Source organism: Ruegeria sp. SCP10 (assembly GCF_040329495.1).
GTDB lineage: Bacteria > Pseudomonadota > Alphaproteobacteria > Rhodobacterales > Rhodobacteraceae > Ruegeria.
This window is the reverse complement of sequence record NZ_JBDZYF010000001.1, coordinates 722,270-746,666: the sequence shown is the minus strand read 5'-3', so window position 1 is coordinate 746,666 and position 24,397 is coordinate 722,270. Positions and strand designations below refer to the sequence as shown.

General features: G+C 57.5%; 23 protein-coding genes and 2 tRNA genes. 14 read left to right on the top strand and 11 right to left on the bottom strand.

Features of this window, described 5'->3' with window-relative positions; translation table 11 throughout:
• Positions 1-157: 157 nt before the first annotated feature.
• Positions 158-745 carry an HNH endonuclease gene (locus ABLN87_RS03800; protein ID WP_353007716.1) on the top strand — a complete coding sequence of 196 codons (588 nt, stop codon included), beginning with the start codon at positions 158-160 and terminating at the stop codon, positions 743-745.
• Here ABLN87_RS03800 and ABLN87_RS03795 read toward each other — a convergent pair.
• Positions 742-1,209: a disulfide bond formation protein B gene (locus ABLN87_RS03795; protein ID WP_353007714.1), complete on the bottom strand. Its 468-nt coding sequence runs from the start codon at positions 1,207-1,209 to the stop codon at positions 742-744. The two genes, ABLN87_RS03800 and ABLN87_RS03795, sit on opposite strands and share 4 nt — an antisense overlap.
• Complete coding sequence (locus tag ABLN87_RS03790) at positions 1,206-1,784, bottom strand: YqaA family protein (protein WP_170532969.1); 579 nt, start codon at positions 1,782-1,784, stop codon at positions 1,206-1,208. Before ABLN87_RS03790 ends, ABLN87_RS03795 begins: the two co-directional genes overlap by 4 nt.
• A 145-nt stretch (positions 1,785-1,929) precedes the next feature.
• Between ABLN87_RS03790 and ABLN87_RS03785 the strand changes: the two genes are divergently transcribed.
• From ABLN87_RS03785 to ABLN87_RS03765, 5 genes are all read left to right on the top strand, one after another.
• Positions 1,930-2,015: transfer RNA gene (locus ABLN87_RS03785), tRNA-Leu, on the top strand.
• A gap of 313 nt (positions 2,016-2,328) precedes the next feature.
• Entirely contained in the window at positions 2,329-3,540 is a 1,212-nt protein-coding gene (locus ABLN87_RS03780) for a glycosyltransferase family 2 protein (RefSeq protein WP_353008380.1), read from the top strand.
• Positions 3,541-3,858: 318 nt separating this feature from the next.
• Entirely contained in the window at positions 3,859-4,827 is a 969-nt protein-coding gene (locus tag ABLN87_RS03775; RefSeq protein WP_353007711.1) for a TAXI family TRAP transporter solute-binding subunit, read from the top strand.
• Between the two features lie 102 nt (positions 4,828-4,929).
• Positions 4,930-7,542: a TRAP transporter permease gene (locus tag ABLN87_RS03770; protein WP_353007710.1), complete on the top strand. Its 2,613-nt coding sequence runs from the start codon at positions 4,930-4,932 to the stop codon at positions 7,540-7,542.
• The gene (locus ABLN87_RS03765; protein ID WP_353007709.1) at positions 7,539-7,970 is read left to right on the top strand and encodes a universal stress protein; all 432 of its coding nucleotides are present in this window, start codon (positions 7,539-7,541) and stop codon (positions 7,968-7,970) included. Before ABLN87_RS03770 ends, ABLN87_RS03765 begins: the two co-directional genes overlap by 4 nt.
• Here ABLN87_RS03765 and ABLN87_RS03760 read toward each other — a convergent pair whose 3' ends face one another.
• From ABLN87_RS03760 to ABLN87_RS03750, 3 genes are read right to left on the bottom strand one after another with little or no spacing between them, the layout of a single operon-like run.
• Positions 7,971-9,011, bottom strand: coding sequence for a lipocalin-like domain-containing protein (locus tag ABLN87_RS03760; RefSeq protein ID WP_353007707.1), 1,041 nt, complete (start codon positions 9,009-9,011; stop codon positions 7,971-7,973). It abuts the gene before it with no gap.
• Positions 9,001-11,415 (bottom strand): ABC transporter permease, encoded by a 2,415-nt coding sequence (locus tag ABLN87_RS03755; protein WP_353007706.1) that lies wholly within the window; start codon positions 11,413-11,415, stop codon positions 9,001-9,003. The genes ABLN87_RS03760 and ABLN87_RS03755 overlap by 11 nt, the downstream gene beginning before the upstream one ends.
• A complete protein-coding gene (locus ABLN87_RS03750) occupies positions 11,412-12,059 on the bottom strand; it encodes an ABC transporter ATP-binding protein (protein ID WP_353007705.1) in 648 nt (215 codons plus the stop codon). Before ABLN87_RS03750 ends, ABLN87_RS03755 begins: the two co-directional genes overlap by 4 nt.
• A 173-nt stretch (positions 12,060-12,232) precedes the next feature.
• Between ABLN87_RS03750 and ABLN87_RS03745 the strand changes: the two genes are divergently transcribed.
• Positions 12,233-12,688: a potassium channel family protein gene (locus ABLN87_RS03745; RefSeq protein ID WP_353007704.1), complete on the top strand. Its 456-nt coding sequence runs from the start codon at positions 12,233-12,235 to the stop codon at positions 12,686-12,688.
• Here the strand turns inward: ABLN87_RS03745 and cls are convergent.
• Positions 12,678-14,090, bottom strand: a complete 1,413-nt coding sequence (gene cls / locus ABLN87_RS03740; RefSeq protein WP_353007702.1) for a cardiolipin synthase — start codon at positions 14,088-14,090, stop codon at positions 12,678-12,680. The genes ABLN87_RS03745 and cls overlap by 11 nt on opposite strands.
• A gap of 65 nt (positions 14,091-14,155) precedes the next feature.
• Entirely contained in the window at positions 14,156-15,226 is a 1,071-nt protein-coding gene (locus tag ABLN87_RS03735) for an AI-2E family transporter (protein ID WP_353007701.1), read from the bottom strand.
• A gap of 144 nt (positions 15,227-15,370) precedes the next feature.
• On the opposite strand from ABLN87_RS03735, the gene ABLN87_RS03730 reads away from it, so the two are divergent.
• Positions 15,371-16,237: a YihY/virulence factor BrkB family protein gene (locus ABLN87_RS03730; RefSeq protein ID WP_353007699.1), complete on the top strand. Its 867-nt coding sequence runs from the start codon at positions 15,371-15,373 to the stop codon at positions 16,235-16,237.
• Positions 16,238-16,536: 299 nt separating this feature from the next.
• Here the strand turns inward: ABLN87_RS03730 and ABLN87_RS03725 are convergent, their stop codons facing one another.
• From ABLN87_RS03725 to ABLN87_RS03715, 3 genes are read right to left on the bottom strand one after another with little or no spacing between them, the layout of a single operon-like run.
• The gene (locus tag ABLN87_RS03725) at positions 16,537-16,713 is read right to left on the bottom strand and encodes an SAM-dependent methyltransferase (RefSeq protein ID WP_417750374.1); all 177 of its coding nucleotides are present in this window, start codon (positions 16,711-16,713) and stop codon (positions 16,537-16,539) included.
• 34 nt (positions 16,714-16,747) lie between these two features.
• Positions 16,748-17,464, bottom strand: a complete 717-nt coding sequence (locus ABLN87_RS03720) for an RlmE family RNA methyltransferase (RefSeq protein ID WP_353007698.1) — start codon at positions 17,462-17,464, stop codon at positions 16,748-16,750.
• Complete coding sequence (locus tag ABLN87_RS03715) at positions 17,464-18,576, bottom strand: Ppx/GppA phosphatase family protein (RefSeq protein WP_353007697.1); 1,113 nt, start codon at positions 18,574-18,576, stop codon at positions 17,464-17,466. The genes ABLN87_RS03720 and ABLN87_RS03715 overlap by 1 nt, the downstream gene beginning before the upstream one ends.
• Positions 18,577-18,757: 181 nt before the next feature.
• Here ABLN87_RS03715 and ABLN87_RS03710 point away from each other — a divergent pair, with 181 nt between their 5' ends.
• The 4 genes from ABLN87_RS03710 to ABLN87_RS03695 all read left to right on the top strand — a co-directional run bounded on the left by ABLN87_RS03710 (position 18,758) and on the right by ABLN87_RS03695 (position 23,212).
• Positions 18,758-20,644 (top strand): PhoX family protein, encoded by a 1,887-nt coding sequence (locus tag ABLN87_RS03710; RefSeq protein WP_353007696.1) that lies wholly within the window; start codon positions 18,758-18,760, stop codon positions 20,642-20,644.
• 247 nt (positions 20,645-20,891) lie between these two features.
• Complete coding sequence (locus tag ABLN87_RS03705; RefSeq protein WP_353007695.1) at positions 20,892-21,188, top strand: virulence factor; 297 nt, start codon at positions 20,892-20,894, stop codon at positions 21,186-21,188.
• 26 nt (positions 21,189-21,214) lie between these two features.
• The gene (locus tag ABLN87_RS03700) at positions 21,215-22,141 is read left to right on the top strand and encodes a methylenetetrahydrofolate reductase (RefSeq protein ID WP_353007694.1); all 927 of its coding nucleotides are present in this window, start codon (positions 21,215-21,217) and stop codon (positions 22,139-22,141) included.
• Between the two features lie 9 nt (positions 22,142-22,150).
• The gene (locus tag ABLN87_RS03695) at positions 22,151-23,212 is read left to right on the top strand and encodes a methyltetrahydrofolate cobalamin methyltransferase (RefSeq protein WP_353007693.1); all 1,062 of its coding nucleotides are present in this window, start codon (positions 22,151-22,153) and stop codon (positions 23,210-23,212) included.
• 84 nt (positions 23,213-23,296) lie between these two features.
• On the opposite strand, the gene ABLN87_RS03690 is transcribed toward ABLN87_RS03695, so the two are convergent.
• Positions 23,297-23,833: a winged helix-turn-helix transcriptional regulator gene (locus ABLN87_RS03690; RefSeq protein ID WP_353007691.1), complete on the bottom strand. Its 537-nt coding sequence runs from the start codon at positions 23,831-23,833 to the stop codon at positions 23,297-23,299.
• Positions 23,834-23,872: 39 nt separating this feature from the next.
• Here ABLN87_RS03690 and ABLN87_RS03685 point away from each other — a divergent pair, with 39 nt between their 5' ends.
• Both ABLN87_RS03685 and ABLN87_RS03680 read left to right on the top strand, forming a co-directional pair.
• Entirely contained in the window at positions 23,873-24,244 is a 372-nt protein-coding gene (locus tag ABLN87_RS03685) for a VOC family protein (RefSeq protein WP_353007690.1), read from the top strand.
• A gap of 63 nt (positions 24,245-24,307) precedes the next feature.
• Positions 24,308-24,381: transfer RNA gene (locus tag ABLN87_RS03680), tRNA-Gly, on the top strand.
• Positions 24,382-24,397: the final 16 nt, after the last annotated feature.

Here is a 24,397-nt window from a genome sequence, read left to right as displayed (position 1 = left end):
GCCTGTTACGGATTCGGCTTACCCAATCAGCGACATATTGTGGAAACTCAGGGCTTGTCAGAGATTTACCACGATATATAGTTATCTTAAGGCCGGGGCGGGTGCTCTCCGCTCTGGTGTCACAAACGGGCAGCTGAGAGCGAGGAGCGATTCTGTGATGGACGGAGACTTCAGGACCGAATTTGTAAGAGAGCCGGGGACGCTCAAGCATCACCCGGCCTTGGTTTTGAATGCCGATTACCGCCCCTTGTCTTACTACCCGCTCTCGCTGTGGCCCTGGCAAGAGGCGATCAAAGCCGCCTGGCTGGACAGGGTCGACATCGTGGCTGAATATGACGAAGTCGTTCGAAGCCCGAGTACCGAGATTCGAATACCCTCGGTCGTTGTTTTGAAAGACTATGTAAAACCCAGAAAGCGCGTGGCCTTCACGCGCTTTAATTTATTTCTGAGGGATGAGTTCCGCTGTCAGTACTGCGGCAGCCGCGACAACCTGACCTTTGACCATGTGGTTCCGCGCGCGGCAGGCGGGGTGACAAGCTGGCAGAACGTGGTGGCGGCGTGCAGCCCGTGCAACTTGAGGAAAGGGTCCAAATCCCTGCGTCAGGCGGGGATGTCCCTGCGCAAGCCCCCACGCCAGCCTGATGCGGAGGCTTTGCGTAACATTGGCCGCAAATTCCCGCCAAACCACCTGCACGACAGCTGGATCGACTTCCTGTACTGGGATGCAGAACTGGATGAGTTCTAGGTCTTGGACCGCCAGGCCGCGATCCAGATCAACGCTAAGCCCAAAGACACAACGGCGTTCCAGCCAGCCAGAGACAAACCCAGCATTTGCCATGGGATATCGTCGCATCGCACCAGCGGGGCGGACATGATCTGGTTCATTAGTTCTTCTGCGGACAAGCCGCCAATGCTGCCGGATGTGCAACTGGTTGGGCCTTCCCACCAGCCTTGTTCGACACCGGCGTGAAACAGGCCAATTCCTGCACTTGTCAGCGCTGAAATAGCGCCTGCCAATGGCAGCAGGCGGGCAGACGGCAGCATCAGCGCAATCAGTCCGATGACGAATGCGGCCCCATGTGGATAGCGTTGCCATACACACATTTGGCAAGGTGCAAGCCCGCCGAGATATTGGAAACCCCAGGCCCCCAGCAGCAATGCCGCTGAACCGCCGGCAGCAAGACCAATCAAAGTTGTGCGTTTTGTCATAGGTATCGCACCGCTAGAAAGCCGCCGAACAGCAGAATGATGAACAATGTGAACATCAGGCCCAGACGCTTTTCAATGAAATCGCGGATCGGTTCGCCAAATTTCCAAAGAAGGCCTGCCACAAGAAAGAACCTAAGAGCACGCGCCAGAATCGACGTGGCTATGAAGGTGCCAAGCGGCATGCCCGTCCAGCCCGACATGATGGTGATGACCTTGTAGGGGAAGGGCGTGACGCCAGCGGCCAGTACAGCCCAGAACCCGAAATCGTTGAAACGGGTGTTGAACTCTTCCATCGCGTGGGCCTTGCCCATCGATTCCAGAATGGGTTGGCCAATGCTTTCATAGGCAAAAGCCCCGATCGCATAACCCAACAGACCGCCCAGGACCGACGCAACCAACGCAACACCCGCGATCAGCCAAGCGCGCGAAGGGCGTGCCAGAATCATCGGGATCATCAGTACATCCGGCGGGATCGGGAAAAACGAGCTTTCGATGAACGCTACAATCGCCAGCGCCCAAAGCGCATGGGGGTGCTCGGCCAGTCGAATGGTCCAGTCGTATAGCGATCGTAACATAGTCTACTCAAATCCCGGTCTTTGCCCGTGCAAGCCAAATCACGCACCCACGGACCCGTCAACCGCTGGCGATCAAACAATCGGAAAGCCGGTTGATTTTTGCCTCTGGACCTTCCCGCGCGGGGGCGCTAATCCAGTGTCCGTGGCCCAAGTGGCGGAATGGTAGACGCAGGGGATTCAAAATCCCCCGCCTTCACGGGCGTGAGAGTTCGAGTCTCTCCTTGGGCACCACACCTTTGTGCATTTAAGACTGTATCGAGGCGCAAAAGCAGCGCGCCTTTTGGTTAGTGAACCTTGAAATCTAAGCGGATGACGTATTCTGGTGCTTCACAAGGCTGTACCTGAATCAAAAAACCACCTAGGCTCGGCGCGCTGACTGGATTGTGTGTGTTTTTTTGACTTCAGGAATTAATGCCGGGTTTGTGGAGGCTTTGTTGCCAACATTCACGCAAACACCTGCAGATGTAGGATATGGTTCACTTACAAATCTGATCTGCGCGTGGAATATTGATTAGTGTATTGATTTGAAAGGTGCGTTCCATTGGTGGGTAATTCAGAAACCGCCAAGCCCGTCGGCCAGACCGACGCGCTTGAACTTACGATTTTGATGCCTTGTCTGAACGAGGCGGAAACAATCGAGATTTGTATCAAGAAAGCGCAGGATTTTATTGAGCGCGCGCAGATTAAAGGCGAGGTGCTGATTGCCGATAATGGCAGCACCGATGGTTCGATTGAAATGGCTCAGGCTCTGGGTGCACGAGTTGTGAATGTCCCGCAAAAGGGATACGGGGCGGCGCTCTCGGGTGGAATCGATGCAGCCTTGGGCACCTATGTGATCATGGGCGATGCAGATGACAGCTATGATTTCTCTAACCTGGATCCCTTTGTCGAGGCACTGCGGGCCGGAAACGATCTGGTCATGGGCAACCGGTTCAAAGGTGGTATCTCGGATGGTGCGATGCCGTTTCTGCACAGATATCTGGGTAACCCGGTGCTCAGCTTCATTGGTCGGCTTTTGTTCAACATCAACATTGGTGATTTTCACTGCGGTCTGCGCGGATTTCGGCGTGACTCGATCCGGGATCTTCAACTGCACACTTCCGGTATGGAATTTGCGTCCGAGATGGTGACGCGATCCGCGATGTCGCGTCTCAAAATCGCCGAGGTGCCGACGACGCTGCGGCCCGATGGTCGAAGCCGTCCGCCGCATCTGCGTACTTGGCGGGACGGGTGGCGCCACCTCAAGTTTTTGCTGATGCACAATCCACGCTGGCTGTTTGTCTATCCGGGGCTGTTTTTCAGCGTTCTGGGTGGGCTGGCCGCCCTGATCCTGATGTTTGGTCCTGTTCAGGTTGCGGGCTCGGTTGAGTTGGGCACAAACACCTTTATCGCCGCCTGTGTGATCACCATCCTTGGAACCCAGTTGCTGACCTTTGGCGCTTTGGCGCGGATGATGGCGACCCGGAGCGGATTGCTGCCAGTGGGTGAGCCCAGCCGGATTCTTCGAACTTGGGCCACAACCGACAATATCGCCCTGTTTGCGTTTTGGTTGTTCTTGTTCGGCGTCATCCTGTTCGGCGTGGCGTTCGGCCAATGGGCGCGCCTGGGGTTTGGGAACATCGAAAACCCTTTGCCAACACGCCTGACTGTAGCCGGATTCAGCCTGATGGCCGTTTCGGTACAAACCGCCTTTGCCGCATTCTTGTTCGGAATTATTGAGATTCCAACCCGGGAACAAAGCACCGATTCCAACTGACGTTTCCGATCTTGGGAGAACGTTGACCAACAGTTTCAAAGGGCTGTCCGTGTAAGCGGGCAGCCTGCTTCGTCTTTGATGGCTTAACGGGGAAAGTTCAAAAAACAGCCTCAGATATGCTGCTTTGGCGCGATCTGCGAGGGGCTGGCCTTGACATTCATTGTATCTGAATGAAACCTCGAAGATGTTGGGAGACATTGGAAAAATTCAAAAGTAGCAGCAGTTGCAGGGCAGCCGGTTCTAAGATACCAGCGCGCTCCCTCGCTATTGCAGGGTTTTGGCTTTTACCGCCCACACCAAAAAAATGGGAGTTTTTACATGAAAAACAGCAGCAAGCTTAGCCTCGGCGCGTTTGTGACCGCTGCGATGATGGCACCTGCGGCATATGCCGAAGAGTTCATCACAATCGGCACCGGCGGCGTGACTGGCGTTTACTATCCGACCGGTGGCGCGATCTGCCGTTTGGTGAACAAAGGCCGCAAGGAACATGGCGTGCGCTGCTCGGTCGAATCGACCGGCGGTTCCGTTTACAACATCAACACCATCCGCGAAGGCGAGCTGGAGTTTGGTGTGGCGCAGTCTGACTGGCAGTACCACGCCTATAATGGCAGCTCGAAGTTCGAAGAAGCTGGTCCTTTTGAGAACCTGCGCGCCGTCTTCTCGGTTCACCCCGAGCCATTCACCGTTGTGGCGCGTGCCGATGCCGGCATCACCAACTTCGAGGACCTGAAGGGCAAACGCGTCAACATCGGCAACCCTGGTTCCGGTCAGCGCGGTACCATGGAGGTTCTGCTGGGTGAAATGGGCTGGACCACCGACGATTTCGAACTGGCAACCGAGTTGAAGGCGGCTGAACAGTCGGCGGCCCTGTGCGACAACCAGATCGACGCGATGGTTTACACAGTGGGTCACCCCTCGGGCTCGATCCAAGAAGCGACCACAGCTTGCGACTCCGTTCTGGTGAACGTCAGCGGTGACGCGGTAAACAAGCTGGTCGATGACAACTCGTTCTACCGGACTGCGACCATTCCTGGTGGCATGTATCGTGGATCGGACGGCGACACAGCAACCTTCGGCGTGGGTGCGACTTTCGTGACCTCGGCGGATGTGTCGGATGACGCGGTTTATGCGGTTGTCAGCTCGGTCTTCGAAAACTTCGATGACTTCAAACAGCTTCACCCGGCATTTGCGAACCTCAAGCCCGAAGAGATGATCGCGGACGGCCTGTCGGCTCCTCTGCATCCGGGTGCCGAGAAGTACTACAAAGAAAAAGGCTGGATTCAGTAAGCCAGACCTAAAGCAGGGCGCCTACGGGCGCCCTGCAACCCAAACCCGCACAAAGCGGGTGATTCAGAAGGCCAAAAATGGTCGCGACGGGGAGACATTTGCATGAGTTCCGACACACAATCCAATCGTCCGCTATCCGAAGAAGAGCTTCAGGATCTTGTGGCGTCATCCGATGCGGGCGGGCGTAATCCGGTCGGCAATGTCGGGATTTTCCTGGCCATTGTTGCGGCGATCTGGTCGATCTTTCAGGTTGTTTTGGCTTCGCCCATAGCGAACTATGTGCTGCCAGGCAGTATCGTAAACAACTCGCGGCAGTTTCATCTGGCCTTTGCGATGTTTTTGGCCTTTGCGGCCTATCCGGCGCTGAAATCCAGCCCGCGTGACTATATCCCCATACAGGATTGGATCATGGGCCTGTTGGGAGCGTTTGTCGCGCTGTATGGCTATTTTTTCTATGACAAGATCGTCAATGCAGGTGGTCTTGCAGATGATACCGACAAATGGGTTGCACTGGGCGGCTTGCTGTTGCTGTTCGAGGCCGCGCGCCGCGCGCTTGGCCCGGCAATGGCAATCATTGCAACGATTTTCCTCGCCTACGTATTCTTTGGATCTTCCGAATGGGTGCCCGAAGTTATCCGCTGGAAAGGGGCCAGCCTGAAAAAGGCGATGAGCCACATGTGGATCACGTCCGAGGGCGTGTTTGGCATCGCGCTTGGTGTCTCGACGAAATTCGTGTTCCTGTTCGTGCTGTTCGGAGCGTTGCTCGACAAGGCCGGGGCAGGGAACTATTTCATCAAGATGGCCTTTGGGGCCCTCGGCCACCTACGCGGTGGCCCGGCCAAGGCGGCTGTTGTGGGTTCGGCGGCGACCGGCCTGATCTCAGGCTCGTCGATTGCCAACGTGGTGACCACCGGTACTTTCACCATTCCACTGATGAAGCGCGTGGGCTTTTCCAGCGAACAGGCGGGCTCGGTCGAGGTTGCTTCATCCGTGAACGGCCAGATCATGCCACCCGTGATGGGGGCTGCGGCCTTCCTGATGGTGGAATATGTGGGCATCTCGTATGTCGAGGTCATCACCCATGCCTTCCTGCCCGCGGCGATTTCTTATATCGCGCTGGTCTATATCGTGCATCTGGAAGCCGTGAAGCGGAACATGCCGACGCTGGGCAACCGTGAGGTTCACCTTGCGCGGACCGTAGTCGGGATGCTGTCCTTCTTCATCGTCTTTGCTGGCCTGTGCTATGGCTCGCAATACCCGGTCGAAGCGGTCACCAGCATGGTTCCAACCGCCGCTGGCATGGTGCTGAGCCTGATCGTCTGTGCCGTCTATGTCGCTCTGCTGTATCTGGCCGCGCAGGTCCCGGATCTTGAGCCGGACGATCCAAACGCCAAAGAGGTCGAGCTGCCGGTTATCGCCGACATCTACAAGGCTGGTCTACATTATCTGCTGCCGATCATCGTGCTGGTCTACTTCCTGATGATCGAGCAGAAATCACCCGGTCTGTCCGCCTTCTGGGCAACGGCGCTGTTGTTCGTGATCCTGCTGACGCAGAAGCCGCTCAAGGCGATCTTCCGGGGCGAGAGCGAGGTCTATAACCGCTTCATCGACGGTGTTGCTGATTTGTGGCAAGGCCTGATCGACGGCGCGCGCAACATGATCGGGATCGCCTTGGCCACGGCCACAGCGGGCGTGATTGTGGGCACCGTAACGCTGACCGGTGTGGGTCAGGTGATGGCCGATCTGGTCGAGTTCCTGTCGGGCGGCAACCTGATCCTGATGTTGATCATGGTCGGTATCCTCAGCCTGATCCTGGGGATGGGCCTGCCGACCACGGCGAACTATATCGTCGTCAGCTCATTGATGGCCGGTGTGGTTGTGGAACTGGGTGCGCAAAGCGGGCTGATCGTGCCGTTGATCGCGGTGCACCTGTTCGTATTCTACTTTGGGATCATGGCAGACGTGACGCCGCCTGTTGGTTTGGCAAGCTTCGCGGCCGCAGCCGTTTCGGGCGGTGATGCGATCAAGACCGGTTTCACCGCGTTCTTCTACAGCTTGCGGACCGTAGCACTGCCTTTCGTTTTCATCTTCAACACGGATCTTCTGTTGATCGATGTGACGTGGGTCGAAGGCATAATCGTCGCCATATTTGCGACCATTGCCATCCTTGTCTTCACTGCCGGAACCATGGGCTATTTCCTGACCCACAGCCGCATCTACGAAAGCATCGCGCTGATCTTTGTTGCTTTTGCGCTATTCCGACCAGATTACTTCATGGACCGCATTTCGCCTCCGTTCCAGTCGGTTGAACCCGCTGCGTTTGAAGAAACGATAGGTCAGGCACCGCCAGGGTCCGAGGTGCGACTGGTCATATCCGGCCCGGATTTCGACACGCTTGAAATGGCCGACACCACCGTTGTTGTCACCGTTGGCGACGAAGAGGGCGGCGCGGCGCGGGTCGAGGCGATGGGGCTGATCCTGATCCCCGAAGACGGGCTGATCAAGCTTGAGGAGCCGCTGTTTGGCACGCCTGTGGCCGATGATCTGGGTATCTTCGACTATTATGGGGACGAGCCGGTGCGTCTGACCTCGGTCAGCTTGCCGTCCAGCCAGCCTCCGAAACAGTTGGTCTATATACCGGCGATGATCCTGCTGGCTCTGATCGCCTTCCTGCAACGCGGCCGGGCCGCCAGACAAGAAGAGGTGACAGCATGACAAAATCAGTTCTTTGCGCTGTCGATATCAGCAATGGCGATCTGGACAGTCCGGTTTTGAAACAGGCCGCCAGGCTGGCGGAACTGGACGGGGCGCAGCTGGATGTTGTGACCGTGCTTCCTGATTTCGGCGAAAGCTGGGTGTCGGGTTTTTTCGAGCCCGACTTCCACGAAAAGGCCCTGGCCGAGGCGCATGCCAAGCTGGCAAACCTTTGCGTCTCTGTACTCGGAGCGGAGCGCAACGCCGCTATGCGCCACGTGGTGGCCACTGGCACGGCCTATCAGGAAATCCTAAAAACAGCAGAGGGCGCTGGCTCCGACCTGATCGTAATCGGTGCCCATAAACCGGATTTCAAGGATTACCTGCTGGGTCCCAATGCCGCGCGTGTGGTGCGCCACGCCACAGCGTCGGTCTACGTGGTGCGCTGATCAATACCCGGTCATTTCCAGATAGCCGCGCCCCGCGTGGCTGCCTGAGACAATGACCGGGCCTTCCCAATACTCAAAACGTGTCGCCATCCAGGCGTCCGGGATTAGGGCAGAGACATCAACGTTCAGCCTTCGAACCGGCAGGCTGACCTGCCATCGGATTGGCACATCCCGCCCCGCCACTTGCGCGGCCTCAAGCGGAGTGAAGGTAGCGGAGCCGTTTGGCAGTGCCTCGGTGCTGCCATCCGCATTGATCCAAGTGGCAGCGGTGAAATCCCCGCGATCCCCGCGTAGCCGAAAAGCCATCAGCTTGTTGCCATCGTCAAAACTCAGCGAGAACCAGTCCCAACCGCTTTGATCTTCGGCCAAGGGTTGCGAGGACCATTCGCGATCCAGCCACGCCGAACCGCTGACGGCGACATCGCCCTGAGGCAGGTGCAACGTGCCTTCGACCGCATAGAAGGGTTGAGAATAATAGTAGCTGGCTTGCCCATCGGCGGATTTTACGGAATAGCCATCCTCGCCGTGCAAAACCAATGGGCCTTGGCTGTTTAGGGACAGGGTGTACCCAAAATCCTCTCCGTTTGCGGTTAGGGACAGCGTATCAAAATCCGGACCGCTCATGCGCCATTCGTCGATCCAGGCGGCGAAGGGTTCGCTCGTGACGCCTGCCTGACCTATGCCGCCGCGTGACAGACGTTCGGCAAAGTAGTGTCGTTCAGGCGTGGTGACAGCGGCGTGACCCATCCATATCTGAGGGCTTTGCCAACCGTCGAGGTCAAAGGGTTTGAGGGCCGAGCGAAACAAGGTCCACTGGATGCCATAGTCGCGCCCGTCATCCCCTTTGAGATTGGCGGTCAGATACCACCATTCGATCCGGTAGCTGGGATGCGGCCCGTGATCTCTCGGGAACTCGAACAGAACCCCGCGCTGTGGCACGTCAAACCCGTCTGCCGATCCTCCCAGACCGGCATAGCCCTGCGTTAATAATGGTGTCGGCAGCCAGACCAGCAGGAACAGAAGAAACGCTCTAACGTTCATTGGCAAACACTCTCAGCAGGCTGGCCGGGGGCAGGCGTAGTAATCGCAAAGCGGGCAGGGCAGCCGCGACAAATGCGGCGAGCAGCGTGAGTAGGAACAGATACAGCCAGTCCCACGGGAACAGGAACATCGGTAGGCGCCATCCAAAGGCCTGCACATTGATGACGGCTAGCAAGACCCAGGCCAGAACCAGCCCCAAGGGCAAAGCCAGGCAGGCGGTCAATGCGGCCAGCAGGACACTGCGCAACAGCTCGAACCTGGCCAGTTGCGCACGGTTCAGGCCCAAGGCCCAGACCGGCGCGATATGGGGCAGGCGCTGCGTCCAAAGGGTGAGCAGGCTGGTCAGAATGGCAAATCCGGCAACCCCAAGGGTCAGGATATTCAGAGCAGAGGTCACGACAAAGGTTTTCTCGAATATCGCCCGGGATTGCGCCTTCATCGCCGCCTGCTGAACCACGCTGCGCGTAGGCATATCGAACTGCATACGCAGGGATTGCGCCATCTTGGTAGCTTGATCTGGGTTCATACGAATACCGAACCGTCTTGCTTCGGCCCCCGGCGCGATTTGATCTAGGCGAGACATCGATACGATGGCCTGACCGGTTGGATTGCCATAGTCGGAATAGACGCCTGCAATGGGCAGAGAGGCCGTTGCCGAAAGCACCAGAGTGTCTCCGGGCCAAAGGTCCGCGCGCCGGGCCAGTTGCTCGTTAATGAGGATTGCCTGTCCTGACATCACCCGATCCCAATCGCCATCTGATCGCGCGATCAACGGCCAATGATCCCGGTAGACCGGGTCATCGACCACGCCATACAAAAACAGCCGGCCGGTTTCATGGGCCAGTTCAACACTGCGGATGGGCAGAATTGCATCCACCTGCGGGGTCAGCCAATCCATGATCTCTCGCGCTTGCTGATCATCTTCGGCGGTCACATACAGTTCCGAAGTCAGGCGTTGATCCAGCCAGCCGACAAAGGTCAGCCGAAAACTCGATACCATCGTGCCGACACCGATATTGGCCGCCAGCGCCAGCAACAGGGCCATCAGTGCCAAGGAAAGCCCAGGCAGTTGCGCCCGCATATCCGCCCAAATCCATTGAGACACCGGCCTGCGTGCTTTCCCGGCAAAGATCGTCAGGACAAGCGACAGGAACCAGGGCAAAACTAATGCCGCACCGGTCAACAGCCCAGCGAGCAGTGCAAAGCCACCGAGCAGACCACCCATGCCGAAATAGAGAGCGCATCCAAAGGCGATCAGGCCCACTCCGACTATCCCAGTCAGGCTGTGTGATCGCCCGCTACCGCTCCAGGCCTGAATGCCGGGCCCTTCGAGCAGTGGCATACGAGACAAGCGCCACAGCGCATGACCACTGGCCCCTAAGGTGCCAAGAAGCGCCATGGCCATACCGGCCAGCGCCCAGCTTGGCTGCAGGCTCAGCTGTCCGGTGACAGGGGCACCATAGAGCCCGCGTAGGGTTGCGGCCACGTCCGGTAGCAACGCACCTGCCAGAAAGAAACCCAGGATCAGGCCCAAAGCCCCGCCGATACAGGCCAGTACCGTCAGTTCGACCAACACCATCCACACCAGCCGCCGCATAGAAACGCCCAAGGCACGCAAGGTTCGGATCATGCCGCGCCGTTGAGCAAATGCCAGCCCGACGGTACCGTTCACAATGAATAACCCGACGGCGAAGGACAGTAATCCGAAGGCGGTCAGGTTTAGGTGAAAACTATCTGTCAGCTGCGCCGTATCCACCTGCGAGGCCGGGCTGATCTGCTGTAGCTCAGGTGCGACCTGCGACAGAGGCGGGCGTCCGCGTGGCTGGTTTGGTAAAACCACAAGCCGGGAAATCATGCCGCGTTGGTCCAGTAGGGTTTCGGCCACGCCGATATCGGTCAAAATCACATCGGAAGGCAGAGACGTGCTGAGGATGATCGGCGGCAATCCTTCAACCGAAGACAATAGCGGCGCAAGGTCCGGATGAACAAGCAAGCGGCCCGGAGCTGTCAAGATGGGAGCCGGGTCTGGTGGATCAGCGCTCTGCTCAGTTTCCGTCACAGCAGGCAGGGCAGGGTAGGCCACCATATCTACGCCCATCACCCGCAGGGCACGACCCTGGGCGCGATAAGGACCTTCCAGAACGGCAGCGACCTGCCAACCCGCTCGGCGCAGTTCGGCATATCGGGACAAAGGGACAGGGCCGCTTGGATCGCGCAGTTCATCAAACTGCCCCAAGGCCAGCTGCGCATTGGCCCGCGCATAGCTTGCGCGTGCTTCGGCGTTGATGGCTTGCACAGCAGACCACAGACCGGTTGCCAAGGCGATGCCGATCAGCAGCGTCGCCAGTTGCAGCCAATGCGCGCGCCAATGTGATAGCAGCGCCTGTATGACGGCCTTGGTCATTCGATGCGACCACCGGCCAGATGCACGCGCCGGTCGAGCCGCGCGGCAATGTCTTGCGAATGGGTCACCAGCAGCAAAGCGGCGCTGGTATCGGCAACCAGGGACAGCATCAGATCCAGCACATTGGCGCTGGCCGTCTCGTCTAGGTTACCCGTCGGCTCATCCGCCAGCAGCAGTTTGGGCCGCACAGCCATGGCGCGGCCGATGGCGACGCGCTGTTGCTGCCCGCCAGAGAGGTTTTCGGGGAAACGATCCAGCAAATCGGACAATCCCAGTCGATCAGCCAGATGGGTGCTCCAAGCCTGGTCATGACAGCCAGCTAGGTGGGCGTGAAAAGACAGGTTTTGTGAAACAGTCAAGGACGGGATCAGGTTAAACTGCTGAAACACCAAAGAGACTTTGTGACGGCGCAACGCGGCGCGACCCGCATCATCCAACGCTGACAGGGCCGTGCCATCCAGTATGATCTCGCCCGCATCGAAGCTATCCAGCGCCGCGGCCAAGTTTAGCAAAGTGGATTTGCCGCTGCCACTTTCACCAGTCAGGGCCAGCGTCTGCCCCTGATCCAGGGTCAGCGACACATCACGTAGGACAGGCCGCCCGCCGGGATAGGATTTCTGCACCTTGTCGATCGTCAACAGCATGATCTGCCCCGCTTTTTCAACAGGATGTGCAACGGAATTCACCCATGTCCAGTGCCGAACGCCCTCCGATGCGTTTCGCCGCAGGTATATCAAGGGCTTGCTGGCCTTGTACCTTTCCGCCGCAGAGGCCATTCTAATACTCACGGGATCATCGCGGAACAGGGTGGAAAAACATGAGCTTGCTGCACCAGATTATTTGGGGCAGTGCCTTTCTGGGGCTCTGCTTTGTGGTCGAGATCTTTTTTCTAACCTGGTGCACGATCTTCGTGATGAGGATGGAAAGGAAATGGTCCAAATACGGGCTGTTTCTGGCCACTGCAGCCCCGATTGCCGTGGCGCTGGCGTTTATCGTTTTGACACACACAATTCAGGTTTGGATATGGGCGATCGTTTGGGTCTTGCTTGAGGTGCTGCCGGATTGGAATACGGCGCTGTATTTCTCGTTGGTGACGTTCACCACGCTGGGTTATGGCGATATCGTTTTGGGTGAGGCACTTCGGATTTTTGGGTCTTTTGCCTCTGTGACCGGACTTTTGGCCTTCGGACTTTCAACGGCCTATATGGTTGCGCTGATGACCCGAGTGTTTCAGGAACGGCTCTTTTCCTTAGGCCAATCCCCTAAAGAATAGGCGCAAACAAACGGGCCAGGGGTGCACCAAACCGAATATAGGCCGGTTGCTGGAACAAGGATCGCGTCAGCTCATAGCTCTTATCGAAATCGGCCAGAAGCATCCGTTCAACTGCCTGCGCCGCCTCGGCGTTGAAAAACAGTGCCATTGCTTCAAAATTCAGCCGGAATGATCGGTTGTCCAGATTTGTTGTCCCGATCGCAGCCAGCGTATCATCGACCACAAACACCTTTTGATGCATGAACCCATCGGTGTATCGAAACACCCGCGCACCGCAGTTTCGAACCTCATCAAAATAGGCAAAGGCAGCCAGCCAGGGCAGGCGGTGATCGATCACCTCGGGCACAAGGATACGCACATCCACGCCGCGCATCGCCGCATGTTGTAGCGCGGTCATGACGTCGATATCGGGCACGAAGTAAGGTGAGGCGATCCAGAAACGCTCCTTTGCCTCGGCGATGGCCGAAAAGAACATCATGGCGCCGGTTTCGGTATCATCGCCGGGCCCAGTTGCAACCAGAAGCGCGTTCATATCCTGATCAGATTCGCTGCCAGCCCAGTCCAGATCATCGATAAGGTCCTCACCGCGAGCCCAGTGCCAATCTTCGGTGAAAATCAACTGTAGCTGGCGAACGATATGGCCGGTGATCTTTACATGGGTATCGCGCCAGTGGCCGAACTTTTCGCCCTGACCCAGATATTCAATGCCAACATTGTGCCCGCCGATAAAGCCGGTCTCTCCGTCGATCACCACGGTTTTCCGATGGTTGCGGTAGTTCAACTGAAAGCGAAAGTTTGGGCCGCGCTGTTCCTTCGGGTCTGCGACATCAATGCCTGCGTTCTGCATCGTTTCAAGAAAGTCGGACGACAAGCCATAGCTGCCCACCGCGTCGGTCATGAACCGCACGTGCACACCCCGATCTGAGGCCGCAATGAGTCGTTCCTGCAGCTTCAAACCCAGTTCATCGGCGCGCACTATGTAGAATTGGATCAGGATGTAGTTCTTTGCCGCATCAATAGCCTCGAAAATCGCATCGAATGTGGCGTTGCCATCAATCAGCAACTCTGCCCCGTTGCCGCGCGAAACGGGAAGATGGGCCAGAAATTCGAACGGTCGTGGATTGATCGACATCTTATCGGGATCGGGTTTGGAGTGATCGGCAAAGGATTTGATGCCTTCGACCACACGCTCACTTTCCTGGCGGGCGACACGATAGCCGTGAAAACGGTGGTGACCCAGAAACAGATACATCGGTACGGCAAAGAACGGCGCGGCGATCAAAAAGACCACCCAACCAACCGCACCCTGCGGTGTTCTGGCCGTCTGCGCTGCCCTGAGTGAGAAGATAGCTGCTGTGACATAAAGCGCAAATACGGCTGCAGATACCAACACTGTCCACATTTGTTTGTCGGGCTCCGTCTGTTTGCTTTAGAGGCGATAGGCGAACGATACTGCGTTCTTCTTCTTCATTTAGGGTCGTCCCCTAATCGCCCATCCAAAGACATCAAGATCGCGACTGGGCGCAGCGCAGGGATATGGCTGAAAACGATCAGGATGCAGACCGTAAGGGGCACACTCAGAAAGGCTCCGATCAAACCCCAGACCGTCGTCCAGAAAGTCAGCGCCAGTATGACTAGGAATGTGGACATGTTTAGCGATCGGCCCAGCATCGCAGGATCCAGGAAGTTGCCGATCAGGAACTGGATCGTGCCGCAGCCCAGAACCACCACCAGGAACGGTCCGATAGTTTCGAACTGCACCAGCGCGATCATGGCCGGGAACACCACGGCAATGATCGACCCAATCGAAGGGATGAAATTCAAGGCAAAGGTCAGAACTGCCCATGTCTCGGCATATTCCAGGCCAAGCATGCGGAAGATACTATAGCTGATACCCGCCGTGATCAGGCTGATCAGGGTTTTGACGCCGACATAGCGCTGTAGGCTGAATGATATTGCATCCAGCATTGCCGACAGCTCTTTCCCGGTTTCCGGGCTTCCTGCAGCTAGCTGGATCTTTTTGCGAAAGGCCAGGCGTTCGACCATCAGAAACGAGACATAGAGGCTGATCAGGAAGAACTGATTCAGCAGCGATGTGGCGCTGCCCAGCAACAGCCGCGCCAGATAGGACATGTCGATGCTGACAAGGTTGTCCCGGATAAACGTGGTCACATCACTGCCCACCAACCCGGCGATACGGTTAATTGCGCTGTCGAACTGGGCTTCATAGGTGGTGATGCCGCGTGCGAATTGGGTCGCCTGGCTGCCCAATATGTACATTATGGTAAACAAACCGGCCAACACTACTGTCACTCCGGCCAAGTTTGCCAGCCAAACCGGCGAACGGGTCAGGGCGATGACTCGGTCGCTCAGGGCGATGATCAGAACATTAACAAGCAGGGCAAGCGTCAATGGGATCAGAAAGGTCGCACCCGCATAAAGCCCCAGCACCACCAAAGCTGCAACAATGCAGCTGTCGCGCACCGCAGACAGGCTGAGGCGGCGGCGCGTTGTGGGGGTGTTTGGATCGGATGTCATAAAGAACCTGACTTGGGGCAGGGCGCATGCGTGCCCCGATCCTGCACAGCCCGATAGGTTTATGCAATGCTGTCAGCTGTTTATAATTCCAGATTTGTGATCGGGTGGCTTCTACGTTGGCCGTCGGCGGGCTAGGGTTGCACCATGTCTGGTGCTTCGATTCTGTTCTCTGCCCGTCCGGTCAAGGCGCTGTTTCTGGCGGTGCGGCGGTTCAATGCCAAGAACGGCTTTGTCATGAGCAGTCATGTCGCCATGTCGATGATGATGGCGCTGTTTCCCTTTGTGCTGTTCACCGTCGCGCTGGCAGGGGCGCTGTCGCAGGGCTATGTGACGGATGAACTGGTCGATCTGATCTTCGGCGCATGGCCACAGGACGTGGCCGGACCCATCGTGGCCGAGCTGCGGGCGGTGCTTGATGGGGCCGGATCCGGGGTAATCACGCTGGGCGGTTTGCTGGCCGTCTACTTTGCCTCAAACGGGGTTGCAGCGGTGCGGACAGCGATGAATCACGCCTACCACGACCATGACAGCTGGCCCTTCTGGAAAACGCGTTTGCTGTGTATCGCTTTGGTCATTCTGGGTGGTGCAGCCATCCTGATCGTCGCCGCGGTCGAGGTGGGTCTGCCCGTCTACACGGCGCTGGTTTCCGAGCGCACAGACGTGGATATCGCAACTTGGTTGTCCGCGGACCGCCTGCGGTGGACCTTTGCGGTGGCAGTGCCTGTTGTGACTATTCTGATGGCGCATCTTGTTCTACCCACGCGGCGTCACAGTCTGATACAGATCCTGCCGGGCGTGGTTCTGACACTTGCCTTGTTGGGGAGCGGGGGATGGGGTTTTTCGATCTATATCGGTCAATTCGCCAGTTACAGCGCCACTTATGCGGGTTTGGCCGGGGCAATGGCTGCGCTGATCTTCCTTTATCTTTGCGCTGCGATTGTGATCTTGGGGGCCGAATACAACAGCGCGCTGATTGATCTTTCAAAAGACGATTCAGGCGCGCAGGTCTAAGCGCAGGTGGATCGGCACGTGCTTGCCAGTATTGGGCCATGATCCCGGCAAAATTCACATGTAGACAGCCTTAGGGGCATCAGCCTCAGGTTTGTTTGCAGGTGGCACATGTCAGAAACGATGCAAAAACAGCCCTGTGCAGGGGAAGTGAAGGGGTCATTGGAGCAGCGTATCGCGCAGTTGCGGGATCGTAGGCCAGTATATTTGAACCATTCAGAGGTTATTGAGATGCAGAACCTTGCTGCAGCGTCTTTTAAGGAGCATCCGCTTGCAGTGCAGTTGACGACAGAAGATTAACTTCAGCCACGAAATACTTCTGTTACAACGAATTTCTCGGAACCGCCCGACCGGGATGCGGGTGGTTTGACGTTGGCGACATACTCGAACTTCTGTTTCAGCAGCTTCTGCAAATCGCCCTCGGCTGCTCCTGCCAGAACTTTCGCGACGAACGTGCCACCTTGTCTTTTTACGAGCACCCGCTTGCAGTGCAGTTAATGAAAGAGATTAACTTCAGCCGCGAAACCCTGTCGCCACAACGAATTTCTCGGAACTGTCCGACCGGGATGCGGGTGGTTTGACGTTGGCGACCTTTTCGAATTTCTGTTTCAACAGCTTTTGCAAATCACCCTCGGCGCCTCCGGCCAGAACCTTGGCGATGAACGTGCCGCCTTCTTCCAACACGTCAAAGGCGAAGTAAGCGGCGGTCTCACACAAAGCCATAATTCGCAAATGGTCGGTCTGTTTGTGGCCCGATGACGCGGCAGCCATGTCCGACATCACCACATCCGCCTTACCGCCCAGCCAGTCTTTGACCTTTTGGTCAGCGTCATCTTCCATGAAATCGAGTACATGAGCCGTCGCACCAGCAACCGGTTCGACCTCCTGAAGATCAACGCCCAGAACGGTTCCAATGCGCTTGCCGCTTTTCTCGCCCAGCGCATTGACGCGTTTCACGGCGACTTGCAGCCAGCCACCAGGGGCGCAGCCTAGATCCACAACGCGCGCACCGGGTACTAGGAAACGGAATTTCTCGTCCAGTTCCAATATCTTGAACGCCGCACGCCCGCGATACCCTTCGGCATTTGCGCGTTTCACATAGGGATCGTTCAGCTGCCGCTCGAGCCAACGCGTTGAGCTTAGCTTACGCCCACGCGCCGTCTTCACCTTGACCTTCAGGTCGCGTTGCCCACGGCCTGAGGTGTTCTTTCCACTCGGTGTCTTCGCCATCAGAACGGTCCGTCTTCCAATACGCCGTCCGCACTCATCTGAGCATAAAGCAGTCCTTCACGCAGCCCCCGGTCCGCCACGGAAAGGCGATCGGTGGGCCAGCAACGCAAAAGGGCCTGCAAAATGGCCGAGCCGGACATGATCAGGGCCTGCCGGTCATCCCCAATCCGGGGGTCGCGGCGGCGCCCGTGAGGGCCGAGTTCTAAATACCCGCGGATGACTTTGTCAATCTGATCGCTGGTCATGCGCAGACCGTCCACTTTGGTTCGGTCATAGCGCTTGAGACCCAGATGCGAAGCCGCAACAGTCGTGACCGTGCCGCTGGTGCCGACGATCTGGAATCCTTCACGGGTTTGTTCGTCTTTATAGGGGGCGAAATCGGCCAGATTTTCTTCGAAAAACCAGCTCATGAGGGCAAATCGGGCGGCATCATCTTCGACATCGTGGAATTGATCGCGCAGTGTCGCGACGCCAAGGGGCACACTGATCCAATCCACTACCTTGGCGGCGGGGAAGGGGCTGTCAGCTGTGTGAAAGCCATTGTGAAGCCGCATGATCGCGGCCGGGCGATCGCGGCGGGGTATCGAAGATATGTCGATCCAAACCAGTTCGGTTGAACCGCCGCCGATATCAACGACCAGCAATTGTTCGGTCTTGGTCGACACCAGCGGCGCACAGGAGATAACGGCCAGACGTGCCTCTTCCTCGGGCTGGATGATCTCTAGCGTCAGGCCGGTTTCGCGCTTCACCTGACGGATGAAGTCGCGCGCGTTCTTGGCGCGGCGGCACGCTTCGGTCGCGACCAAACGCATCCGTTTGACCTTGTTGCGTTTCAGCTTTTGCTGGCAGATGCGCAGGGCCTGAACCGTGCGCGACATCGAGGCCCGAGACAGTCGCCCGGTCCGTTCCAAACCCGCGCCCAATTGCACGGATTTGGAGAAACTATCGACCACATGGAACCCGCTGCCCTTGGGCTGGGCGATCAACATGCGGCAACTATTTGTCCCCAGATCCAGCGCCGCATAGAGCGCATCTGGATCGGGTCTTGCCGGCGCGGGGCTTTCGACCGCCTTCGGGAACGCGCCCGCACCTTTGGGACGCTTGGGCGCCATTCGTCACGCCCTCCGATTTTCGAGTTAGTTTGACCCTAGGCGGGGGATCGCCGACGCGCAAGTGATTTCAATTTTGAATTTAACGTGAGTGTCACACAGCGTTCATACTGGAATGCGATCCCCACGCGGGATCCCCGGTTCGGGATTCTCTACCAGCTTTCAGCCAGATACGGAGATTGCCATGAAAGACGAACGCACCCTTTCATTCGATGAATATGATGAGGTCGTAAACCCACGTCCTGAAGAATGCGAATTTGATCGTGTGGTCGAACGCGCCTTGTCACGTCGCGGATTCCTGGGCGGCGTTCTTGCAATGGGCAGCTTCACGGCCGTCGGCGGTGCGCTGATTCCTTCGGGCGCACGTGCGGCGGCGGACCGGTTCTCGTTCGAGGCAATTCCTGTATCGACTGCAGACGACGTAATTGTACCTCCTGGCTACAAGGCCGAGGTCATGGTGCGTTGGGGCGACCCGCTGTGGTCCGATGCACCCGAGTTTGATCACGCGACCCGTGGCACCGCTGCCAGTCAGGAACGCGCTTTTGGCGACAATACCGATGGACAGGACGTGTTCTTCCATGACGGTCATGTTCTGCTGGTTGTGAACAACGAATACACCAACCGCGATATCCTGTGGGGCAACAATCCGGATGCCAAGGCGGCTTCGGATGATGATGTGGCCAAGGGCATGATGGCCCATGGTGTGACTGTGGTTGAAATCGCCAATACCGATGGCACATGGGGCATCGTCAAAGACAGCCCCTACAACCGCCGCATCACGCCGCAGACAGACATGACCATAACCGGCCCGGCGGCAGGTCACGATCTGATGAAAACGGCAGCCGATCCGTCAGGAACCGCCTGTAAAGGCACCTGGAACAACTGCGGCAACGGAAAAACCCCTTGGGGCACCTACCTGGCCTGTGAAGAGAACTTCAACGGGTATTTCTCGGCAGCTGACGAGAACCACGAGGTCAGCCCTGAACTCAAGCGCTATGGCGTATCAGCCAGCGACTGGGGCTATGGTTGGGCCAAGATTGACGACCGGTTTGACGTGGCAAAAGACCCCAATGAGCCAAACCGCGCAGGCTATGTGGTTGAGATCGACCCGACTGATCCAAATTCGACCCCGCGCAAGCTGACTGCACTGGGCCGGTTCAAGCACGAAAACGCGGAATCGGTTGTGAACAATGACGGTCGCGTTGTTGTCTATATGGGCGATGATGAGCGTGGTGAGTTCCTGTACCGCTTTGTCTCGGACGGTGTGTATGCCGCTGGTGTCGATACCAACGCTCTGCTGGAAAACGGAACCCTGTCTGTTGCCAAATTCAACGATGACGGCACCGGTGAGTGGCTAGACCTGACGCCCGAGACAACTGGTTTGGCTTCGCAGGCCGAGGTCAGCATCCACACCCGTCAGGGCGCATCTGCCGTGGGTGGAACAACGATGGACCGCCCGGAATGGGTTGCCGCCAATCCGAACGTGGCCGAGGTCTATTGCTGTCTGACCAACAACAAGAACCGGGGCGTCAAGCCGAATGCCGGTGGCGACGACACCTCGGTCAACGGTCCGAACCCGCGCGAAGCGAACAATTACGGCCAGATCGTGCGTTGGCGTCCCGAGGGTGGCGACCACACCGCCTCGGGCTTTGCCTGGGATCTGTATGTGCTGGCCGGTAACCCGAATGTGCATCAGGACGCCTATGGTGGCTCGGACAACGTCAATGCCGAGAACATGTTCAACTCGCCCGACGGGTTGAAATTCGACAGCAACGGTCTGCTGTGGATCCAGACCGACGGCAACTATGGCAACGAAGGCGATTTCGAAGGGCAAGGTAACAACCAGATGTTGGCAGGCGACCCGGTCACCGGCGAAATCCGCCGTTTCTTGGTAGGTCCTAACGAGTGTGAGGTCACTGGCCTCAGCTGGTCGCCTGATCGCCGCACCATGTTCGTGGGCATCCAGCATCCGGGCGAAGATGGGAACAGCCACTGGCCCGAAGGCGGCGACGCGGTTCCACGCTCTGCCATCATCGCGGTGACCCGTGACGACGGTGGCCTGGTCGGCTAATATCGCTGACCGTTGAAGACCCGCCCCGGACGCTTGAATGCGTCCGGGGTTTTTCTGTTTCATGCAGTAGTTTCATAGTGACAATGAGAATTTTGATATGCGGATTGGCCACGAACTCAGCTACAAGCGCCAGTACACAACCGTAGGCCAAAAAGTCGCTTGAAATACCACTTGTGTCGAAAACCGACCGACCCAGGCCCATATAGATGTTTAGAACCGCCCCATCGGGTTAGGAGGAATCACAGCAATGCCTGACGTCACCATCGTTTACTGGCGCGACATTCCCGCTCAGGTCATCGTCGGCAAAGGTCGTCGCGGCGCCAAGCGGCAATTGGAAGAACGGTTCGAGCAAGCCATCGACCGGGCCGCCATGAAGGTGAACGCCAAGGACAGTGATGCCTACTTGGCCGAATGGCGCAAAGCCGCGCCTTTTGCGGTTGAGGGCAACCCGTCCGAGATTGCCGAGGCACAGGCCGTGCGTCTGGAAACGGAATACGATCAGGACCGCATCAAAGCGCTGATCGCCAATGACGGTTGGGCATGAGCCCGAGACAGCTATGGGAGGCCGCAATGGCTTTGCTGAACTTCAAGAAACGTGATGCGGTCGAAAACGGGCCGGTTAATCCGACCGTCGAAGCCTTTCTGCAGGGCTATTCGATCGAGGTGATGCCCCGCACTGCCGAAAAGGTTGAAGATTTCCGCGCGTTGTTGCCCGAAGGCACCCGCGTCTACATCGCCCATATCGAAGGCACGCCCATCGAGGATATGGTCAAGACCGCCAAGCGCATTGCGGATGAAGGCTATCCTGTGATGCCGCACTTCCCGGCGCGTATCATCAAGGACGCGGCAACGCTGGAAAACTGGATCTCGATGTATCAGGGCGAAGCGGGCGTTGAGCAGGCGCTTTTGCTGGCTGGTGGCGTTGCCAAGCCACATGGTGGTTTCGAAAGCTCGATGCAGTTGCTGGAAAGTGGCCTGTTCGACAAGGCAGGCTTCAAACGCCTCCATGTGGCTGGCCATCCCGAGGGCAACAAGGACATCGACCCGGACGGTTCGACCAAGAATGTCGATGATGCGCTGCGTTGGAAACAGAAATTCTCGGAAACCACCGACGCGGAAATGGCCCTGGCTACCCAGTTTGCCTTTGACGCCAAACCGATCATCGCCTGGGCGGACAGCCTGAAAGAGGCCGGGATCGACATTCCCGTCCACATCGGCATCGCAGGTCCGGCCAAGCTGCAAACCCTGATCAAGTTCGCCATCGCTTGTGGCGTTGGTCCGTCATTGAAGGTCCTGCAGAAGCGCGCGATGGATGTCTCCAAGCTGTTGCTGCCGTATGAGCCGACCGATGTGATCACCGAGCTCGCCAACCACAAGGCGGCCAACCCCGATTTCAACATCACCAACGTCCACTTCTTCCCGCTGGGCGGGATCAAGACAAACGCCAACTGGGCAATCAATAACGGCGGCGCTTCGGCAAAGCCCGCAAATTCCTAAGGAACGGACATGACCCGTACAGTCGTAGAATCAAAAACAAAAACTGCCGTTCTGGGCTTTGACGAACCGTTCTGCGTGATCGGCGAGCGGATCAACCCGACAGGTCGCAAGAAACTGGCGGCTGAACTGGAAGCGGGCGATTTCTCGACCGTCGAAAAAGACGCGCTGGCACAGGTCGCGGCAGGCGCGACCGTTCTGGATATCAACGCGGGCGTTGTCTACAACTCGAACCCCAACCCGAACGAGACCGAACCGCCGCTGATGCGCAAGATCGTTGAACTGGTGCAGGGTCTGGTAGACGTACCGCTCTGCGTTGACAGTTCGGTTCCCGGCGCGTTGGAGGCCGGACTGGAGGCCGCTGAAGGCCGGCCACTCCTGAACTCGGTCACGGGTGAGGAAGAACGTCTGGAATTGGTTTTGCCGCTGGTCAAGAAGTACAACGTTCCGGTCGTTGCCATCTCGAACGACGATACCGGTATTTCCGAAGACCCGGATGTGCGTTTTGCTGTTGCAAAAACGATTGTTGAGCGTGCTGCTGATTACGGCATTCCCTCCCATGACATCGTGGTGGACCCGCTGGTGATGCCCATCGGCGCGATGGCAACTGCGGGCCAGCAGGTGTTCGCTCTGGTCCGTCGTCTGCGCGAGGAGCTTGGCGTGAATACGACGTGCGGTGCGTCCAATGTCTCGTTCGGCCTGCCGAACCGTCACGGCATCAACAATGCCTTCCTGCCAATGGCGATGGGTGCTGGAATGACCTCGGCGATCATGAATCCGGTGGCTCTGCCGGTGACGCAAAAGAAGATTTCCGAGAAGAAAGAGGCCGTAGCCGCTGCTGGCATCATATTGCCCGACGGCATGGATGATGAAACCTTCGTGCAGATGTTTGGTCTGGGCTCGACCCTGCCGCGCGCCGGTAAAGAAATGGAGGCCATCCGCGCCGCCAATTTGCTCACCAACAACGACCCCCATGGTGGTGAGTGGATCAGGTTCAACAAAGCCCCCGAGGCACCCGGAGCCGAGGGCGAAGGGCGAGGACGTCGCGGAGGCGGTCGCCGCCGCCGCGCCTAAGCTGAACGCAACTTGATCACAGGCCGGGCACTTGCCCGGCTTTTTTTGTCGTCATTCTCAGAACGGTCAGACCAACGGACGGCCTCAGATACCCAAGCCGATGGCCTTGTTTACTGCCAAACCAGTATTGATCGCGCAATAAGTCGGGTAGGGTGTGCGTTCAGAGAGGTTGATATCCCTTTGAATAAGTTGATGATCTTCGAGCCTGTGCAACGACTCGGACAACGCCCTGTCAGTGATCGTCGTCAGAGCCGTTTTCATGGTTGAAAATCGCTGAGGCGAGTTGGTCAACGCCAAAACCGGGACCGACCAGCTTTTACGTAGCAGGGCAAATTCACTTTCATCAGGAACGGCTTTGATAATCTTGCTGGCCATCTGCGCGGCCTCAACACCCTTTGGTGTCAGCCGGAACTCGGGCCGCAAAGGATGGCCATGACCGGGATTTCTTTCCAGAAGACGCAGCGCGATCAGGTGGTCAAGGCTGGCACGAAAGGACGTCCGGCTTGCGTTGGTCGCTGCCAGCAACGGGGCCTGGCGTCCCGGCGTACCCGCATCCAACAGCGCCAGAATACTGAGTGACCAGGCCCGTGATGTCAGGTTGACAAGTGTCGTAATGTCCATAAAGTATAGTTACTAGTATTATAGAAAAAGGTAAAGCAAATGGCACGCGTTTCTCTTGATGACACGATCACACTTGCCCTGTCCGTACGAGACCGCCACGCAAGCGCGACGTGGTATCAGGAAAACCTGGGTTTCTCTCTAATCTACCATATGGACGAAGCGGGCTGGAGCGAGGTGCAGACCAACACCAAGGGCGTGACTCTGGGCTTGGGAGAGCAGGCAGAGCCCAATCCCGGCAACTGCGTGCCCGTATTTGGCGTGGCCAATATATTAGAGGCCCGCAAGGCGCTGGAATCCGCTGGCGTGCGGTTTGATGGCGAAACCGAGACCATCGAAGGCATGGTCAGCACGGCAACCTTTTTCGATCCAGACAACAATGCGCTGATGCTGGCGCAGGACCTGACTAAGTAGATCCTGGCCCGACATGATCCCCCTTGAACCTCGGTCAAAGGGGGTGCTATCCACATCTGCGCGGCGGGTATGATGTAATGGTAGCCTGTCAGCTTCCCAAGCTGAACGCGCGGGTTCGATTCCCGCTACCCGCTCCAGATTTCCGTGTTCATA

Coding starts and splice junctions, on each gene's coding strand:
- ABLN87_RS03700 (WP_353007694.1), top strand. CDS start 21,215: ATGGCTTTGCTGAACTTCAAGAAACGTGATGCGGTCGAAAACGGGCCG.
- ABLN87_RS03735 (WP_353007701.1), bottom strand. CDS start 15,226: ATGACATCCGATCCAAACACCCCCACAACGCGCCGCCGCCTCAGCCTG.
- ABLN87_RS03745 (WP_353007704.1), top strand. CDS start 12,233: ATGAGCTTGCTGCACCAGATTATTTGGGGCAGTGCCTTTCTGGGGCTC.
- ABLN87_RS03690 (WP_353007691.1), bottom strand. CDS start 23,833: ATGGACATTACGACACTTGTCAACCTGACATCACGGGCCTGGTCACTC.
- ABLN87_RS03765 (WP_353007709.1), top strand. CDS start 7,539: ATGACAAAATCAGTTCTTTGCGCTGTCGATATCAGCAATGGCGATCTG.
- cls (WP_353007702.1), bottom strand. CDS start 14,090: ATGTGGACAGTGTTGGTATCTGCAGCCGTATTTGCGCTTTATGTCACA.
- ABLN87_RS03755 (WP_353007706.1), bottom strand. CDS start 11,415: ATGACCAAGGCCGTCATACAGGCGCTGCTATCACATTGGCGCGCGCAT.
- ABLN87_RS03750 (WP_353007705.1), bottom strand. CDS start 12,059: ATGCTGTTGACGATCGACAAGGTGCAGAAATCCTATCCCGGCGGGCGG.
- ABLN87_RS03760 (WP_353007707.1), bottom strand. CDS start 9,011: ATGAACGTTAGAGCGTTTCTTCTGTTCCTGCTGGTCTGGCTGCCGACA.
- ABLN87_RS03720 (WP_353007698.1), bottom strand. CDS start 17,464: ATGGCGAAGACACCGAGTGGAAAGAACACCTCAGGCCGTGGGCAACGC.
- ABLN87_RS03685 (WP_353007690.1), top strand. CDS start 23,873: ATGGCACGCGTTTCTCTTGATGACACGATCACACTTGCCCTGTCCGTA.
- ABLN87_RS03705 (WP_353007695.1), top strand. CDS start 20,892: ATGCCTGACGTCACCATCGTTTACTGGCGCGACATTCCCGCTCAGGTC.
- ABLN87_RS03695 (WP_353007693.1), top strand. CDS start 22,151: ATGACCCGTACAGTCGTAGAATCAAAAACAAAAACTGCCGTTCTGGGC.
- ABLN87_RS03775 (WP_353007711.1), top strand. CDS start 3,859: ATGAAAAACAGCAGCAAGCTTAGCCTCGGCGCGTTTGTGACCGCTGCG.
- ABLN87_RS03710 (WP_353007696.1), top strand. CDS start 18,758: ATGAAAGACGAACGCACCCTTTCATTCGATGAATATGATGAGGTCGTA.
- ABLN87_RS03715 (WP_353007697.1), bottom strand. CDS start 18,576: ATGGCGCCCAAGCGTCCCAAAGGTGCGGGCGCGTTCCCGAAGGCGGTC.
- ABLN87_RS03730 (WP_353007699.1), top strand. CDS start 15,371: ATGTCTGGTGCTTCGATTCTGTTCTCTGCCCGTCCGGTCAAGGCGCTG.
- ABLN87_RS03800 (WP_353007716.1), top strand. CDS start 158: ATGGACGGAGACTTCAGGACCGAATTTGTAAGAGAGCCGGGGACGCTC.
- ABLN87_RS03790 (WP_170532969.1), bottom strand. CDS start 1,784: ATGTTACGATCGCTATACGACTGGACCATTCGACTGGCCGAGCACCCC.
- ABLN87_RS03795 (WP_353007714.1), bottom strand. CDS start 1,209: ATGACAAAACGCACAACTTTGATTGGTCTTGCTGCCGGCGGTTCAGCG.
- ABLN87_RS03770 (WP_353007710.1), top strand. CDS start 4,930: ATGAGTTCCGACACACAATCCAATCGTCCGCTATCCGAAGAAGAGCTT.